The 17,328-nt window shown below is 33.2% G+C and carries 18 protein-coding genes; 5 read left to right on the top strand and 13 right to left on the bottom strand.

Annotated features, from left to right (window positions below; translation table 11 throughout):
- Positions 1 to 118: 118 nt before the first annotated feature.
- From ftsY to ABD859_RS16575, 11 genes are all read right to left on the bottom strand, one after another.
- Positions 119 to 1,072: a signal recognition particle-docking protein FtsY gene (gene ftsY, locus ABD859_RS16625; RefSeq protein WP_345145714.1), complete on the bottom strand. Its 954-nt coding sequence runs from the start codon at positions 1,070 to 1,072 to the stop codon at positions 119 to 121.
- 270 nt (positions 1,073 to 1,342) lie between these two features.
- A complete protein-coding gene (locus ABD859_RS16620) occupies positions 1,343 to 1,495 on the bottom strand; it encodes a DUF4295 domain-containing protein (RefSeq protein ID WP_012026946.1) in 153 nt (50 codons plus the stop codon).
- Positions 1,496 to 1,568: 73 nt separating this feature from the next.
- A complete protein-coding gene (gene rpmG / locus ABD859_RS16615; protein ID WP_008253902.1) occupies positions 1,569 to 1,751 on the bottom strand; it encodes a 50S ribosomal protein L33 in 183 nt (60 codons plus the stop codon).
- A gap of 27 nt (positions 1,752 to 1,778) precedes the next feature.
- Entirely contained in the window at positions 1,779 to 2,015 is a 237-nt protein-coding gene (gene rpmB, locus ABD859_RS16610) for a 50S ribosomal protein L28 (protein ID WP_008468080.1), read from the bottom strand.
- Positions 2,016 to 2,086: 71 nt separating this feature from the next.
- The gene (locus tag ABD859_RS16605; protein WP_345145713.1) at positions 2,087 to 3,340 is read right to left on the bottom strand and encodes a competence/damage-inducible protein A; all 1,254 of its coding nucleotides are present in this window, start codon (positions 3,338 to 3,340) and stop codon (positions 2,087 to 2,089) included.
- Positions 3,341 to 3,519: 179 nt separating this feature from the next.
- Complete coding sequence (locus ABD859_RS16600) at positions 3,520 to 3,864, bottom strand: Hpt domain-containing protein (protein WP_345145712.1); 345 nt, start codon at positions 3,862 to 3,864, stop codon at positions 3,520 to 3,522.
- Positions 3,864 to 4,475, bottom strand: coding sequence for a fumarylacetoacetate hydrolase family protein (locus ABD859_RS16595; protein WP_345145711.1), 612 nt, complete (start codon positions 4,473 to 4,475; stop codon positions 3,864 to 3,866). Before ABD859_RS16595 ends, ABD859_RS16600 begins: the two co-directional genes overlap by 1 nt.
- An 87-nt stretch (positions 4,476 to 4,562) precedes the next feature.
- A complete protein-coding gene (locus tag ABD859_RS16590) occupies positions 4,563 to 5,333 on the bottom strand; it encodes an exonuclease domain-containing protein (protein WP_345145710.1) in 771 nt (256 codons plus the stop codon).
- 208 nt (positions 5,334 to 5,541) lie between these two features.
- The gene (locus ABD859_RS16585) at positions 5,542 to 6,888 is read right to left on the bottom strand and encodes a dihydrolipoamide acetyltransferase family protein (protein ID WP_345145709.1); all 1,347 of its coding nucleotides are present in this window, start codon (positions 6,886 to 6,888) and stop codon (positions 5,542 to 5,544) included.
- A gap of 83 nt (positions 6,889 to 6,971) precedes the next feature.
- Positions 6,972 to 8,135 (bottom strand): glycosyltransferase family 2 protein, encoded by a 1,164-nt coding sequence (locus ABD859_RS16580; RefSeq protein WP_345145708.1) that lies wholly within the window; start codon positions 8,133 to 8,135, stop codon positions 6,972 to 6,974.
- 31 nt (positions 8,136 to 8,166) lie between these two features.
- Positions 8,167 to 9,348 (bottom strand): BamA/TamA family outer membrane protein, encoded by a 1,182-nt coding sequence (locus ABD859_RS16575; RefSeq protein WP_345145707.1) that lies wholly within the window; start codon positions 9,346 to 9,348, stop codon positions 8,167 to 8,169.
- Positions 9,349 to 9,467: 119 nt separating this feature from the next.
- Between ABD859_RS16575 and ABD859_RS16570 the strand changes: the two genes are divergently transcribed.
- Positions 9,468 to 10,043: a hypothetical protein gene (locus tag ABD859_RS16570; RefSeq protein ID WP_345145706.1), complete on the top strand. Its 576-nt coding sequence runs from the start codon at positions 9,468 to 9,470 to the stop codon at positions 10,041 to 10,043.
- 155 nt (positions 10,044 to 10,198) lie between these two features.
- Here ABD859_RS16570 and ABD859_RS16565 read toward each other — a convergent pair whose 3' ends face one another.
- Positions 10,199 to 11,386, bottom strand: coding sequence for a DUF5009 domain-containing protein (locus ABD859_RS16565; protein ID WP_345145705.1), 1,188 nt, complete (start codon positions 11,384 to 11,386; stop codon positions 10,199 to 10,201).
- Between the two features lie 124 nt (positions 11,387 to 11,510).
- On the opposite strand from ABD859_RS16565, the gene ABD859_RS16560 reads away from it, so the two are divergent.
- Positions 11,511 to 12,248 carry a tyrosine-protein phosphatase gene (locus ABD859_RS16560; RefSeq protein ID WP_345145704.1) on the top strand — a complete coding sequence of 246 codons (738 nt, stop codon included), beginning with the start codon at positions 11,511 to 11,513 and terminating at the stop codon, positions 12,246 to 12,248.
- Here the strand turns inward: ABD859_RS16560 and ABD859_RS16555 are convergent.
- Positions 12,245 to 13,657, bottom strand: a complete 1,413-nt coding sequence (locus tag ABD859_RS16555) for an undecaprenyl-phosphate glucose phosphotransferase (protein ID WP_345145703.1) — start codon at positions 13,655 to 13,657, stop codon at positions 12,245 to 12,247. The two genes, ABD859_RS16560 and ABD859_RS16555, sit on opposite strands and share 4 nt — an antisense overlap.
- 130 nt (positions 13,658 to 13,787) lie before the next feature.
- Here ABD859_RS16555 and ABD859_RS16550 point away from each other — a divergent pair, with 130 nt between their 5' ends.
- The 3 genes from ABD859_RS16550 (at position 13,788) to ABD859_RS16540 (ending at position 17,310) form a co-directional block, all read left to right on the top strand.
- The gene (locus ABD859_RS16550; RefSeq protein WP_345145702.1) at positions 13,788 to 14,753 is read left to right on the top strand and encodes a T9SS C-terminal target domain-containing protein; all 966 of its coding nucleotides are present in this window, start codon (positions 13,788 to 13,790) and stop codon (positions 14,751 to 14,753) included.
- A 91-nt stretch (positions 14,754 to 14,844) separates the two neighbouring features.
- Positions 14,845 to 16,707: an ABC-F family ATP-binding cassette domain-containing protein gene (locus ABD859_RS16545; RefSeq protein ID WP_345145701.1), complete on the top strand. Its 1,863-nt coding sequence runs from the start codon at positions 14,845 to 14,847 to the stop codon at positions 16,705 to 16,707.
- A 141-nt stretch (positions 16,708 to 16,848) separates the two neighbouring features.
- Positions 16,849 to 17,310 (top strand): FKBP-type peptidyl-prolyl cis-trans isomerase, encoded by a 462-nt coding sequence (locus ABD859_RS16540; RefSeq protein ID WP_345145700.1) that lies wholly within the window; start codon positions 16,849 to 16,851, stop codon positions 17,308 to 17,310.
- Positions 17,311 to 17,328: the final 18 nt, after the last annotated feature.

The following is a 17,328-nucleotide window of genomic DNA, read 5'->3' as shown; positions in this document are numbered from 1 at the left end:
TATAGTAAAAAGAAAGACTTTTATCTCTGCTAACATTTGCTAAAACAAAGCATACAACGCTTGCAAAATAAAACGTAAGCGGTGTAATATTTTTAAAAGAAGAAAAACTCATTATTAATTATTTAAAGAAACTGTCTACGAATTCATATTTATTAAAGACTTGCAAATCTTCAATCCCTTCGCCTACACCAATATATTTTACAGGAATTTGAAACTGATCAGAAATACCAATTACAACACCGCCTTTTGCAGTTCCGTCAAGTTTGGTAACAGCTAATGAAGTTACTTCTGTCGCTGCAGTAAATTGTTTTGCCTGTTCAAAAGCATTTTGACCTGTAGAGCCATCTAAAACTAAAAGTACATCATGAGGCGCATCTGCAACCACTTTCTGCATAACACGTTTTACTTTAGAAAGTTCGTTCATCAAATTGATTTTGTTATGTAAACGACCAGCAGTATCAATAATAACAACATCAGCATTTTGAGCCACAGCAGACTGCAGCGTATCAAAAGCTACAGAAGCCGGATCGCTTCCCATATTTTGTCTTACGATTGGCACATCTACTCGATCTGCCCAAACTTGCAGCTGATCGATAGCAGCAGCACGGAAAGTATCTGCAGCACCTAAAACTACTTTGTGTCCTGCTTTTTTAAACTGATAAGCTAATTTACCAATTGTAGTCGTTTTTCCAACTCCGTTTACACCTACAACCATTAAAACATAAGGCTTTTTATCCTTTGGAATTTCAAATTCTGTTGCTTCTCCGGTATTAGTTTCAGATAATAAACCGCCAATTTCATCACGAAGAATCTGGTTTAGTTCTTCTGTTCCTAAATATTTATCTTCTGCAACGCGTTTTTCGATTCTTTCGATGATTTTCAATGTTGTGTTTACTCCAACATCTGAACCTACCAAAACTTCTTCAAGATTATCTAAAACATCATCATCGACTTTAGATTTTCCAGCAACGGCTTTGCTTAACTTAGAGAAAAAAGTAGTTTTTGTTTTTTCAAGACCTTTATCTAAAGTCTCTTTTTTTTCGGTAGAGAATAATTTTTTAAAAAAACTCATTTTTTATTTATTGTTAGTTTTAGATTGTTTCTTTTTAAGGTTTAGAATCAATCCTGATGTTTATAGAATGCCTTTTGTGTTTAATTTAACCCCGACAGGATCGATATCCTTTGCCTGGCTTCTTTAGACAGGTAAAGATAAAGAGTATGGCGGGAACAAATGTTTAAAAAAAACACAATTTGTGGTGTTTCTACAAAATTTTAAACAAATATAAAAATAAAAAAGCTACTTCCGAAAGAAAGCAGCTTTTCTATATATTGTATTTTGTAATTATTTCTTTTTCAAGAATTCATCAACTAATTCAGGAGCCATAATAGATTCAACGAATATATATGCACCAGTTTTTGGAGATTTTACCATTTTGATGGCTTTTGATAATCTCTTAGAAGATGTTTGTAACGATGCTACGGTTTTCTTTGCCATGATTCAAATGTTTTGGAATTCAATAAATCTTCAAATGAAAAACCATTTGAGATTTTATCAAAATCTCTAATTATTACTTAATTTCTTTGTGAACAGTTACTCTTTTTAAGATTGGATTAAATTTTTTAATCTCTAATCTATCTGGAGTATTTTTTTTGTTCTTAGTTGTAATATATCTAGAAGTTCCCGGAACACCAGAAGTTTTGTGCTCAGTACATTCTAAAATTACTTGGATTCTATTACCTTTCTTTGCCATCTTGCTATATATTTATTTAGGAAAAGATTATTTGATAAATCCTTCTGACTGCGCTTTTTTCAAAACGGCAGTGATTCCATTTTTATTAATTGTTTTTATCGTAGATGCTGCTACTCTAAGAGTAATCCATCTATCTTCTTCTGGAAGATAAAAACGCTTTTTAACTAAGTTTACAGAAAACTTTCTCTTAGTTTTGTTCATAGCGTGAGAAACGTTATTTCCTACCATCGCTCTTTTACCTGTAAGGTCACAAACTCTTGACATTATACTTATCTTTTATCGTTATTCAAAATCAGGGTGCAAAGAAAAGAAAAATAAACCATTGTAGCAAAAAATTATTGCACAATTTTTAAAATTTCTTTTTGCAATATCTCTAAACTCTTAATAGTCGCTCTATCAATCACTTTTTCACGAGGCTGACCAAAGTTAAATTCTTCTGCAATTACTCCGTTTGGTGTTGCCAAAGCGATAAAAACAGTTCCAATTTCGGCATCTGAATCTCCTTTCGACGGACCCGCATTGCCTGTAGTTGCTATAGCATAGTCGGTTTTTAGTAAATCTTTCACATTCAAAGCCATAGCTTTCGCAACCTCGGCACTAACAACTGTAAATTGATCTACTAAATCCTGCGGCACACCTAAAACATTAACTTTTGCTTCTGTTGCATACGAAACCACACTTCCTTTAAAATAAGCCGAAGCTCCCTGAACAGATGCTAAAAGTGATGCTACTTTTCCTCCTGTACAGCTTTCTGCGGTTGAAACCGTTTTATTTTGTTTAGCAAGCAATTTCCCAACTACCGTTTCGATGGTTTCATTTTCTTCATAACCTACTATAATATCATGAATTATAGCATCAAGGGACTGAACGTTTTCTTCAATTGCTTTTTCCAGAACTTCTTTATCTGTTCCGCGGGCTGTCATACGCAGACGTACGCGTCCGGGATTTGGCAGATAAGCAAGTTTGATAAATTCAGGAAGATTATTTTCCCAGTTTTCAATACGTTCTGCGACTAAACTTTCGCCTTGTCCGTAGGTTAAAATAGTTTTATGAATAATATAAGGACGCTTATATTCTTTTACAATTTTTGGAATTATCTCGTTTTCTACCAAATATTTCATTTCATACGGAACTCCCGGAAGCGAAACAAAAACGGTATTTTCTTTTTTCATCCACATACCCGGAGCTGTTCCCATTTTATTGGGAAGAACAGTACATTTTGAAGGAACAAGCGCCTGATCTTTATTTAACTGCGAAATAGGTCTTTTGTAAAATCCTTCTATCAGTTCTGTTACATGCGCCAGAACTTCAGGATTTACAACCAGTTCATCATCAAAATATTCACAAAAAGTTTTCTTTGTAACATCGTCTTTTGTCGGGCCTAAACCTCCTGTAACAATTACAACATCAACTTTGTTTTGTAATTTCGAAAAAGTATTTAAAATATGCTGTTTGTCATCACTTATTGAAATCATTTCATAAGTTTCGACGCCAATTCTATCCAGCTCTTTAGCTATAAAATTTGAATTTGTGTCTACGATTTGACCAATTAAAATTTCATCTCCAATGGTAACTATTGTTGCTTTCATATTGTAAAAAATTTTACTTATAAATCTATAAGTGTATTATGAAGTAGGGCAGGGAAATGATTTGAGGCAGAAAACAAAAGAAAAACCTTTTGTTGTAATGAAGTAAAATACCTTAAAAATAAGATTAAATAAAAAACATAAAACAACCCGCTTTGAATTAAAGCAGGATTGCTTTTATTTTATAGATCAAAGTCCTTCTTAATTTCTTTAATCGCTTCTTTAACCTGTACTTTTATACTTTTAAAAGTCTCGATAATATCTTTTTTCTTTCCTTCTGCTTTTGTCCATGCTTCAACCTGAAGAATTTCTTCAAATGCCACATTCAAACCCATTAAATCTAATGTAGGTTTGATTTTATGTGCATATGAATAAGCATATTTATGATCCTTTTTCTTGATTCCTTCTTTGATTTCTTTTAAATCTTCAGGAACTTCTGTAACAAAAAGTTTAAGAATTTCATTTACGAATTCGGGGTCATTGTCTGAAAGCGCATACACTTTCGAAAGATTATACTTTAAAGCCATTATTTTACTTGTATTCTGAATAATTTTTTATCTTCTAAAAAGCCTTCCAAAACATCATTTGGTTTAACCGGCGCAACACCCGCAGGCGTTCCTGTAAAAATAATATCTCCAATTTTCAGGGTAAAAAACTGCGATACGTATGAAATCAGCTCATCAATTTTCCAAAGCATCAAACTTGTATTTCCTTTTTGAACTGTTTCTGAATTATTTTTGAGCTCAAACGTAAGGTTTTCTAACGAAAGAAAATCACTTTTTGGTAAAAAATCTCCGATAACTGCAGAACCGTCAAAAGCTTTTGCTTTTTCCCAAGGAAGTCCTTTTGCTTTTAATTTATCCTGTAAATCTCTGGCAGTAAAATCGATACCTACACTTATATCATCGTAATATTTATGAGCGAATTTAGGTTCAATATATTTTCCAACCTTGTTAATTTTCACAATTATTTCTAATTCGTGATGAACTTCTTCAGAAAATTCCGGAATTACAAACGGATGCTGCTTCAACAAAACTGCCGAATCCGGTTTCATAAAAACAACCGGCTCATCTGGACGCTCGTTTTTTAACTCTTCGATATGATTGGTATAATTTCTACCGATACAGATAATCTTCATTCTTTTTTAGTGTTCAGTTCTCAGCTTTTAGTGTTCAGCAAAACTTAGCATTCAAAAACTGAACACTAAAAACTGAACACTGAATACTTACTTCGTATTTAATTTTCTTAATTTAATTCCTGTCAAAACTTTTTTGGTATACAATGGAAAATCAGCATTTTGAATCCAGCTGAAATACCCCGGCTCTGTTTCCAGAACTTTTAAAACTTTTGCTCCTTTGTGTTTTCCAAAAGTAAAAATTTCTTCATCATCTTTATCAAAAGCGATCATTCCGGCAAAATCAGCAATCTTTTTACGAGTTGTAAATTCAGACAATGATTTCATATCGTTTTCCAGTTCAGGATAGCGATCTAACTGGGCTTTTAGAATTTCATAAGTCGCCATTGTATCTGCTTCTGCAGAGTGCGCATTATCTAAGCTTTTTCCGCAGTAAAATTTCAAAGCCGCACTTAAGGTACGTTCTTCCATTTTATGAAAAATAGTCTGCACATCTACCGAAACTTTGTTTTTCATATCAAAATCAACTCCGGCGCGAAGCAGTTCTTCTGCCAGCAAAGGAATATCAAAACGATCTGAATTAAAACCTCCCAAATCACTATCTTTTATCATATTATGAACCTGATGCGCCAGTTCTGCAAAAGTAGGCTCATTTGCCACTTTTTCATCAGTGATACCATGAACTGCTGTAGTTTGCGGAGGAATTGGAATTGTTGGATTAACCAGCCAGGTTTTACTTTCTTTATTTCCGTTTGGAAAAACTTTAAATATCGAAATTTCTACTATTCTATCTTTACCAATATCAATTCCAGTTGTTTCAAGATCAAAAAAGCAGATTGGTTTGTTAAGTTTTAATTCCATTTTTAATTTTTATAAGAAATACAAATGTAATTTTAAAAGGCGAATTTTCCGCCCCAAATTCTATTTTTTTGTCCAAAATAAGGGTATTTTTAAAATTTTAACCTTAAAAAAACATTCAAATAAAATATCAAACGGTTTTTATTAGAAAAAGAAAAACCCGAAAAAACGATTTCATTTTTTCGGGTCTCAATTTATTATTTAGATTCTATTAAAAGTCTCTGTCTATATCAAAAGCTTCTAAATATTCTGCTACTCTTTTCACAAAACTTCCTCCTAATGCACCATCAACAACTCTGTGATCGTAAGAGTGCGATAAGAACATTTTTTGACGGATTCCAATGAAATCACCTTCTGGAGTTTCAATAACTGCCGGTACTTTACGAATTGCTCCAAGAGCTAAAATTCCAACTTGCGGCTGATTAATAATCGGCGTTCCAAAAACACTTCCAAAAGTTCCTACGTTCGTAACGGTATAAGTTCCGCCCTGAGTATCGTCTGGTTTTAGTTTTCCGGCTTTTGCACGGTTTCCTAAATCGTTAACCGCTTTTGCCATTCCAACAAGGTTTAATTGATCTGCATTTTTAATTACAGGAACAATTAAATTTCCGTTTGGCAGCGCTGCCGCCATTCCTAAATTGATGTTTTTCTTTTTGATGATATAATCACCATCTACAGAAATATTCATTCCAGGGAAATCTTTTAAAGCTTTTGCTACTGCTTCCATCATAATTGGAGTAAAAGTAAGCTTCTCGCCTTCTCTTTTTTCGAAAGCCGTTTTAACTTTATCTCTCCATTTTACAATATTCGTTACATCAACTTCTATAAACGACTGAACGTGAGCAGAAGTCTGCACAGAAGCCGTCATGTAACCTGAAATCAGTTTACGCATTCTGTCCATTTCGATGATTTCGTCGCCTCCATTTACAGAAACCGGAACTGCCTGCTGGCTTTTTTGAACCACAGGTTCTGGAGTCTGCACTGCTTTTGGAGTTTCAACAACAGGCTTTGGAGCTTCTTCAACCTCTTTCGGAGCTTGTACAGCGCCAGATTTGCGGTCTTCAATATATTTTAAGATATCGTCTTTTGTAACACGTCCGTCTTTACCTGAACCTTGAATATTATCTAATTCAGCAACAGAAACACCTTCTTCTTTTGCAATATTTTTTACTAAAGGTGAAAAGAATTTTTCAGATCCTGAAAAATCCTGCGGAGTCGCAGCAGATTCTTTTACTGCTTCGATTGTTTTTTCAATCTCTACTGCTTCTGCCGGCGCAGCAACTTCTGCAGATGGAGTTGCAGCAGGTGCATCACCGCCTTCTGTTTCGATAATTGCAATAGTCTGCCCTACCTGAACTAAATCATCTTTGCCAAATAATTGTTCAACTAAAATTCCTGATACTTCACTTGGTACTTCGCTGTCAACTTTATCAGTTGCAATTTCCAGTACAGCTTCATCAGCTTCAATTTTGTCTCCCACTTCTTTCAACCAGTTGGTAATGGTTGCTTCAGCGACGCTCTCTCCCATTTTAGGAAGCTTTAATTCAAATCTTGCCATATTGTTATTCTAAAGGGTGATTTTGATTTTCTGATTGCGAAATTACTGAAATTTTTAAATATAAATTACACTTAATATAATTTTTACTTAATTTTTCTGATTTGCCCCCGGCCATTTCTGGAATTACTTCCAATAATGTAACCTGCTCTTTTAGGGAAAATCTTAAAAGTAATGTTCTTATCTTTAAGAGTTTCTATGATTTTGATACATTTTTTGAATGAAACATAGTGATTATCCAAAATGATCTCTGTCTTTTTACCCTTTAAAATCAGGCACGAATTTACCATTTTTTCCTCTTTGAAATCTAAAAAACTAACTTTATTTTCTAAAATCGAAGCCAGTTTTTCAAACAAATTCGCATTTTTAGAGTACAAAATATAACTTTCCGGCAATGGATTTTCTTTTGGTTTTCCCTGAAACATTTTTACAAATGAAAAAACCAAAGAACCGGTTTGAATAAAAAAACTAAAGAACCAGGACTTTTTAAAATGTTTTTGATAGAAGAAATTCATGGCTTCCTGAAAGCGCTTCATATATAATTCATCTTTAATTGTACTTTCTCCTTTATAATGTAAAACGGTGGTTTCATGAAAGTAAAAATTATCTTTTTTCAACAGAAGTGCGCGATACGATAAATCAATATCATCTGCATACATAAAACATTCTTCATCGAAACCATTTAATTTTTGGTACAAATCTTTTTCCAGAAACATAAAAGCACCTACCAGAATATCGACTTTGCCGGTTTGGTTTTCGTTTAAATGCTGTGCATAATAGCGGTTAAAAAGTTTTGATTTTGGAAACAATTTATACAATCCGAAAATTTTGGTAAAAGCAACCCAAGGCGTTGGAATACCGCGTTTACTTTCTGGCAGAAAATCCCCTGTTCCGTCAATTAATTTACAACCAATAATTCCCAGATTTTGTTTTTCTTCGGCGAAAGCCAAAATTTTAGTAAAAGTATCTTCGGCTACAACGGTATCGGGATTTAGAATACAGATATATTTTCCTGATGCTTGTTCAACTCCAATATTATTTCCTTTTGGAAAACCAAAATTTTCTGTGTTTTCAATGAGTTTTACTTCCGGAAATCGGGTTTTCATCATAAAACAGCTGTCGTCAGACGAATTATTATCGACTACAATAATTTCGGCATCAAGATCTGCAATTGCTTCCTGAACACTTAAAACGCATTGTTCCAGAAAGTAACGCACATTATAATTAAGAATAATAACCGATAACTGCATTGAAAAATTTAAAATTTGATTTGGGGGAAAGTTAGAAATTTTCGGCTAAACCTAAACGAAGCGACCAGTCGTTTTTACTAATTCCGTAATCGAGAATTAAATTACTGTTGTTTTTCTTGTTCCATTTTATACGAAGTCCGGTTCCAACAGCCGGATTCCACTTTTTAAATTGATATGTCTCTAAATTAGAAACCGATGAAATATTCGTAAAAAATACGGCGCCCCAAAATCCGTTTTTAGAAATGTCGGTTCTGTATTCGGTTTCAAAATAAATCAAGGCGTTGCTTCGAAATCTGTTGCGGGTAAAACCTCGTCCGGTTCTTCCGTCGCGGTCCCAGCCTATACTTGGCAGATCAAGATAATGCGGTTTTCCGCCAAAAGTCGACCAATAAAAAGCTCTGTAAGCCAAAACTCTGTGTTTATATTTACTAAACGAATGGTATTTTCGGGCATCAAAATAAATAGATTTCCATTTTTTACCCTCCACACCGCTGGTATTAATTCGGTAATCAGCTTCTACATATAAACCTTGTTCGGGATTTACATTGTTTTCTCTGGAATCGTAAAGTCCCTGAATAGCAATTCCAAAAGAAGTTTCATCTGAAAAATCACCATTCATATATTTCACATAATCGGTTTGTTCATCAATATAAGAGTCTTCAGATATGTTTTGATAATTATCGAATAAAAATCCCAGCCCAAGACGAAAATTACCAATTACTCTTCTGGTCGCAAACTGATAAAAGCGCCATTGCTGATAATCGAGAGTAGACATTTTTTTATCTGTATTATGCCCGCCCAATCCATACGTATCTTGCGGATAAATCATATACCGATAATCTCCTATAAAATTCCAATCATTGTCTTTTGTATAAATATAGCTTTGAACAGGAAAAACGTATTGTTTGGTAAAACTAAAATAAGGAGAAAAAGAAACCTGAGACATTTTAGTAGTATTGCTGTCTCCTAAATAAAAGGTAGTTAAAAAGGAAACCACCAATCCAGTATTTTTATCTGCATCTATAGGAACGGGAAGTAATGAAAATGCTATTTTTTTATCCTGATTTTTTCGCAGAGAATCGTTTTTATGAAAAACCCTGTATAAAACATCCAGAATATCTTTTTTATTTTTTGAAACAGAATCGTTTTGACAATAGCCGTAATGCATTTGAAAAAAGAAAAATAAACCCAATAGAAGTTTTGCATTTTTCATAGCGTAAGTTTTTCAAAAACAATATCTTACAAATTTAAAATTTTATTCAGAATAGAAGTCTTTTTAAAATAATAAAAAAGAAAATTCTATTTTTGATTGAAATAAAAACTCCTTTTTCGATGAAAAACAAAATTTTGGTTTTATTTGGTTTCTTCCTTGTTATCTCAATATTATTGGCTTTTGCTTCCGCAGAAGAATTTCACGACAAAAACATTGATCTTGTAAAAAGCTCAACCTGGCATATTGCCGGTCCGACATTAGAAAATCAGGAAACTATTAATAGAATCCGAAAAGAAAAAGGTATGATTAAAGTTACTGCAAAAGATAATCCAACGGGAGAAATTGAACTAAATGTAATGCTAACAGAGTCTGGTTCAAATGATGGAATGCCTACAAATTTGTCTCATTCAAAATACCTCAGCATTACTTACAAATCTTCTCACTTAATAAAACTACAGGCTCGGGAAGGAAATCCGGAAGGAACGGGATGCATACACGGAGGTTCTCACCCAAGAGTTGATCTGCCTGTATCTTCTGAAAAATTTACAACAATAAAAATTCCGTGGACAGATTTTAAACAGGACGGAAATCCAAACGGAAAAACTTTAGATATTCACAATCTCTGCAAATTCAATTTTGTGAATTACAATCCGGTTTCGGGAACGGTTTTAGAGATAAAATCTGTTACTTTTTAAGTTTTCTGTTTTGTAATAGTTTAACCGCAAAGCACGCTAATTTATTTAATAATGAACTTTATAAAAACACAAAGTTCGCAAAGCTTAATTTAAAAAAACTTTGCTCCCGATAACTATCGGGATTGCGTAAATCATAGCGTGCTTTGCGGTTAATCTTAAAGATGCAGCTGAATTTTGTACTTATTAAAGATCTTCATAACATACAGCATTATAATCGAGAACACTAACGCCCATAAAATTCCCGGAACTCCTACTCTAAAATATCCCGGAATAATATGAAGATTTATCGCTTTGCAGAAATAATAAATAACACCCGGTAAAATATAAATCAATAACGGATTTGCCGCTGCGGGCATAAAAAACTCACTCCATTTGGTTTGTTTTTTAACTTCCATTAACCAATACAAAAAGTAAAAAAGTATGGTACAGATTCCTGCTGACAGCAAAGTCCACGATGGTGTTCCGTGTATTTTTGAAATTCCGTAATACGGTCTTAAGAAAAATCCAACAGCAAAAAACAGAACAATAAATCCAATTACAGGCCAGTTGATTTTGTTATCGATTTTTCTATCAAAAAATAATAATGAAATTACGATTCCTGCGGTTACTAAAGTAGCATGGGTTAAATGTCCGGCAATAAAACTAAGCCATCCCGGAAGTACTAAACCCTGAGTTAAATTAGCCGAATTTGCAGCAACACAAATTATCAAAAATAAAATCATAGCCCACAATCTGCCGGAAACCAGCCAATAGTAAATTACCGAAATAAGATATGCCCAGCCAATTAACCCCAGAATTCCCCACCATTGCGGTGTAAATCCTGTTTTGCCTGTTCCTTCCTGAACATATAAAAAATAAAGTGCAACTAAAACCAGCATACCGCCATATTGCAGCACATATTTAAGTCCGGTTGAAAAATCTTTAGGATATTTATTCCAAATAGGAATTGGCATTAAATAAGCCAAAAATCCCCAAACAGCAGGCGCAATTATCATTTTTGAAGAATCGAAACCTTCACTTGAGTTAACCATATAAACGCCAATTATAAGTAAGGCCAATGCACGTTTTAAAGTATGTGTCCAGATTACTTTTGGGCTGTCGCCTTTTATTAATCTGGCATTAAAAGCAAATGGAACCGACATTCCGACTATGAATAAAAAGGCTGGGAAAACTAAATCGACAAAGGTCATCGCATCGGCATCTGCGGGCATGTGTTTCATCCATTGCGGCACATTTTGTATACTTGCCAGTTCGTTTACAAATATCATTACAAAAATGGTAATTCCGCGCAAAGCGTCAATCGAAATAATCCTTTGATTATACAAATTCTCGTTAATTTTCATAAAATATTACTTTTTTATCAAATATAATATAATTATGAAATGTTGTTACATTGTTACATTTTTTATTTTAAAGTAAATTGTAAAAGCACAAATAAAAACAAGATCAATTCTTTACTTTTGCCGCATGTTAGCATTTTTTAAATCAAAACCATTTTTAAAAGATCTTTTAGCGGGACATTATGTTGATATTCATTCGCATTTGCTTCCGGGAATTGACGACGGCGCCAACACCATTAAAAAGACTACAAAACTGGTAAAGGCTTTTCAGGAATTGGGAATTTCTCAATTTGTTACCACTCCGCATATTAATCATTATGTATGGAACAATTCTGAGCAGGATATTTTGAGCAATCAAAAAGAAACTGCAGACTTATTAAAAGATGAAAACATTAGTATTCCATTTAAAGCAGCTGCTGAATATTTTATGGACGATTGGTTTGAGAATCACATAAAAACAGAAAAGCTCTTAACCTTAAAAGACAATTATATTTTAGTTGAAATATCGTATTTAAGCGCGCCTTTAAACTTATATAAAACTATTTTTGATATTCAGCTTGCAGGTTATATTCCTGTTTTGGCACATCCGGAAAGATATACTTATTTTCATAAAAATTTTGGAGAATATGAAAAGCTGAAAAAATCAGGCTGCTTATTTCAGCTTAATTTACTGGCTGTAGTTGGATATTACGGAAGTGAAATTGCTAAAACCGCAGAGCTTTTATTAAAAAAAGGAATGTATGATTTTACAGGAACAGATGTACATCACAGTCAGCATATTGAAGCCTTGCATCAAAAAATCAAATCAGATTCTGCTGCGAGTTTAAAAGAAGTTATTGCAAATAATGCGTTTTTTAAATTCTAATAGGCATTTTCTTCGCCTTTAACAACGTTTATGATCGTTCTTACGATGATTTTAATATCGAGTAGTAAACTCCAATTTTCGATATACCAAATATCATATTCAACTCTGTTCTCCATATCAGACAGTTCTTTTGTTTCGCCGCGGTAACCATTTACCTGCGCCCAGCCTGTGATTCCGGGTTTTGCAAACTGACGAACTAAGTAATTATTAATCAATTCACTGTATTCTTTTGCAAGATTAATCATGTGGGGTCTTGGACCAACAACCGACATATCGCCCCAAAATACATTAAAAAACTGCGGCAGTTCGTCAATACTGGTTTTTCGAATAAAAGCTCCAAATTTCGTTACACGGTTGTCTCCTTTTCCTGCTTGTTTATCATGTGCAAGATCGTTAACATACATACTTCTGAATTTTAAACAAACAAAAGGTCGGTTATCTCGTCCGGAACGTTTCTGTCTAAAGAAAATCGGCCCCGGCGATTCTAGCTTTATTATAAGCATTACAATGGGAAATAACCACGGAAATATGAGCAGAATTACTAAAGCCGAAAAACAAACATCAAATGCTTTTTTAACTAATTTATTGGTTACAAACTCTAAAGGTTCACGGCGCAGCATTAAAACCGGCGTATTTTCGTAAAATGTAATTTCAACTTTACTTGATTTAGTATATAACTGAAAATCAGGAACAAACTTAATTCTTACCATATTTTGTTCGCAGATTTTTACAAGCTTATTGATTACAGCAATATCATCAATATGCAGGGCGACATACATTTCGTCGACTCCTTTTTCTACGATAAAATCCTGAATTTCATCAAAACCGCCAATTAACTGATCTGAAAATACAGAATCTGCTTTTTCATCAAAAAAACCTAAAAATTTATAGCCGTAAGTAAGATCCTTAGCCAGTATTTTTCGCATTCTTTCGCCGGTTTCATTTGCGCCAACGATAATAATTTTCCTGAAATTATATCCTTTTGCTCTGATTTCTTTTAGAACTTTCATCGATATGTAACGGGAAATCAACAAAATAACAAAAAAGAACAAATAAAAATACAACAGTCTAAGTCTCGAAATGTCTGAGAATTTTAAATAAACTACAAAAATTGAAATCAGAGAGGCATGAATAACCAGTTTTCTGATAGTTCTCCCTAAAATAGATTCGATTCGTTCAATACGAATCATTCGATACGAATCTTTATTAAGCAATAATCCTATCCAAATTAAATTGGCAACAACAGAAACTGTTCGTTCTTCTTTTATTAAAAGTTCATCCAAACTTCCAAATCTGGCCAGCGCAGAAAGCACTATCGCTGTATTCAGTAAAATAATATCCCAGCATACAAACAAAAGTTTGAAATATCGGGACATTCTAAAACGGGATAGTTCTTCTAAAATTTTCATATTTGGGGGGAAACTCAGTTTAACTTAAACTTGCAGCTGCAAAATAACATTTTAATTATATTAATAATCTTATTTTTTTGTCTAATGTTTAAAAATTTACTTTTATCTTAACCAAAATTTAAAATTCAAAATGCCGCGGATTCTATTCTTTTTTCTTCTTTCATTCTTTTCCGTTCAGGCACAGATTTCAGGCTGTACAGATCCGCTTTCTAAAAATTATAATCCAGATGCAGCAGAAAATAACGGAAGCTGCATTTATAGAAATCTAAAACTAAAACCAGAATATTCTGCAAAGCTTAGTGATTCTGTAAAAGAAACTTCGGGTTTAACTGCTTTCGATAATTTGCTTTGGACACATAATGATGATCACGACACCACGATTTATGGTTTAGATTCTTTAGGGAAAATAAAAAAGAAAATTGTTCTAAAAAATGTTATAAACCACGACTGGGAAGAAATTTCGCAAGATAGTTTGTACTTGTATATTGGTGATTTTGGAAACAATGCAAAAGGAAACCGAACGGATTTAAATATCTTAAAAATCGAAAAAAAATCGTTTTTAGAAGAAAATCCCGTTATTGAAAAAATTTCTTTCAGCTATTCTGACCAAACTGATTTATTGGCGCAAAAACCAAACACTACAAATTTTGACTGCGAAGCTTTTATTGTTTCTAAAGACAGTATTTATTTGTTCAGCAAACAATGGAAATCATCTAAAACCAATGTTTATGTTCTGCCCAACAAATCAGGAAATAAAATTGCGCAGTTCAAAAATACTTTAGCCACAGATGGCTTAGTTACAGGCGCGGTATATTTAGAAAAGAAAAAATTAATCTCGTTATGTGGTTATTCAAAAACCGGAAAAACATTTCTTTATCTTTTATATGATTTTAAAAACCATGATTTTTTATCCGGGAATAAACGAAAAATTGATTTAAAACTTCCGTTTCACCAAATAGAAGGAATTACGACAAAAGACGGCATTCATTATTTTATTACCAATGAATCATTGGTTCGAAAACCGATTTTAAATAATCCGCAGCAAATTCATTATTTAGACTTAAACTCTGTGCTGGATTTGTATCTCCATAAATAATTCGTAAATCGGAAGATATGCGTTACTTTTGCAAAAAAAGTTATGTTTACAAAACATTCATAACTCATAATTTATAACATATAATTACAAAGTGAATTACTTATCTGTAGAAAATATATCGAAGTCATTTGGCGAAAGAGTCCTTTTTGACAACATTTCTTTTGGAATCAATAAAGATCAAAAAATCGCTTTTATTGCCAAAAACGGCTCTGGTAAAACAACCATAATGAGTATTATTAATGGTTTAGAAGAACCAGACACCGGACAAGTTGTTTTACGAAAAGGCATTAGAATGGCATTTCTTTCGCAGGACAACAATCTTCAGGACGAACTTACAATTGAAGAAAGTATTTTTGCTTCAGATAATGAAACACTTAAAGTAATTGAAGCCTACGAAAAAGCTTTAGAAAATCCTGCTGATGAAGAAGCGTATCAAAAAGCTTTTGACGCTATGGATCAGCATAACGCATGGGATTTTGAAACGCAGTACAAGCAAATTCTCTTTAAATTAAAACTGGAAGATTTTAAACTAAAAGTAAAAAATCTTTCTGGAGGACAGAAAAAACGTCTTTCATTAGCGATAATTCTTATCAATCGTCCGGATTTATTGATTTTGGATGAGCCAACCAACCATTTAGATCTTGAAATGATTGAATGGCTTGAAAGTTACTTCGCTAAAGAAAACATAACGTTGTTCATGGTAACTCACGACCGTTTCTTTCTTGAACGTGTGTGCAACGAAATCATCGAATTAGACAACGGAAAATTATATCAATACAAAGGGAATTATTCGTATTATTTACAGAAAAAAGAAGAAAGAATTACTTCTGAAAATGCGAGCATTGACAAAGCTAAAAACTTATTTGTAAAAGAATTAGAATGGATGCGCCGCCAGCCAAAAGCGCGAACAACCAAATCTAAATCACGTCAGGACGATTTTTACATTATTAAGGAAAAAGCACAAAGCCGACGTAAAGAAAATAAAGTCGAGCTTGAAATTAATATGGAAAGAATGGGAAGCAAAATTATTGAGCTTCATAAACTTTCTAAAAAATTTAAAGACAAAGTTATTCTGGACAACTTTAGTTTTGATTTTCAGCGTGGCGAAAGAATTGGGATTATTGGTAAAAACGGAACCGGAAAATCAACTTTCTTAAATCTTTTAACAGGAACAATTCCGCCGGATAGTGGCCGCGTTGTAAAAGGAGATACCATAAAAGTGGGTTATTACACACAATCAGGAATTAATCCAAAACCGGGACAGCGTGTTATTGACATCATTAAAGAATATGGAGAATATATTCCGCTTACAAAAGGGAAAATCATTTCAGCCTCGCAATTATTAGAGCGCTTTCTTTTTGATGCCAAAAAACAATACGATTATGTCGAAAAATTAAGCGGAGGCGAATTAAAACGTTTGTATTTATGTACAGTTTTAATTCAAAACCCAAACTTTTTAATTCTAGATGAGCCAACAAACGATTTAGATATTGTAACACTTAACGTTCTCGAAAGTTTTCTTTTAGATTATCCGGGATGTTTATTAGTGGTATCGCACGATCGCTACTTTATGGATAAAATTGTTGATCATTTGTTTGTTTTTAGAGGAGAAGGCGAAATCGAAAATTTCCCTGGAAACTATTCTGATTTCCGCGCTTATGAAGATAGTGCTGATGTTACTCAAAAAGAAGAAAACAAAGCAGAAAAAAAAGATTGGAAACAAAACAATCCAACTGGAAATCTTAGTTTTAACGAGCAAAAAGAATATCAAAAAATCGAACGAGAAATTAAAGATTTAGAAATAGAAAAAGCAAAAATCGAACAACTATTCTCTGACGGAAAAGTAGCCGATGCCGATATTGAAAAGAAAGCAAATGAGCTTCAAAATATAATTAACAAAATTGACACAAAAGAAGAACGCTGGTTTGAGCTTTCTGCTAAGATTGAAGGGTAATCTTTTTTTTAAGTTTTTAGTCTCAGTTTTTAGTCTCAAAGTCGCCAAAAACCAGCTTGAAATTTTTTGTCAATCTTTGCGTTTTTTTCTTTGAGAATCTCTGTGAAACAAAATATAGAAGTCATTTTAAAAATATAAAAAATGAAAAACATTATTTACGCCTTACTAGTTATAGCCATTACACTTTTTATTTCCTGCTCTGGAGACAAAGATGAAGTAAAAGATTTTACTGCGCAGAATGAGAAAGAAATTGTCGATTATCTGGCACAAAATAATTTAACAGCGCAAAGAACAGAATCTGGTTTACACTATATAATTACAAAAGAGGGTGAAGGCGATCATCCAACAATTGATTCTACAGTTACAGTTATTTATAAAGGATATTTTACCAATGGTAAAGTTTTTGACGAAAATCAAGAAGGAGTTTCGTTTGCTTTAAAAAATCTTATACCAGGCTGGAAAGAAGGAATTCCATTTTTTAAACCAGGAGGAGAAGGCATGCTTTTCGTTCCTGCACATTTAGGATACGGAAGCAAGGGTGTCAAAGCTGTTCCAGGCGGATCTGTGCTTATATTTGATATAAAATTAGTTTCTGTTAATTAAGATTATCCGTAATAAGTC

The sequence above is a fragment of the Flavobacterium ginsengiterrae genome (genome assembly GCF_039539785.1).
Classification (GTDB): Bacteria; Bacteroidota; Bacteroidia; order Flavobacteriales; family Flavobacteriaceae; genus Flavobacterium; species Flavobacterium ginsengiterrae.
The sequence above is the reverse complement of the archived record's forward strand: the minus strand, read 5'-3'. Positions and strand labels throughout refer to the sequence as shown.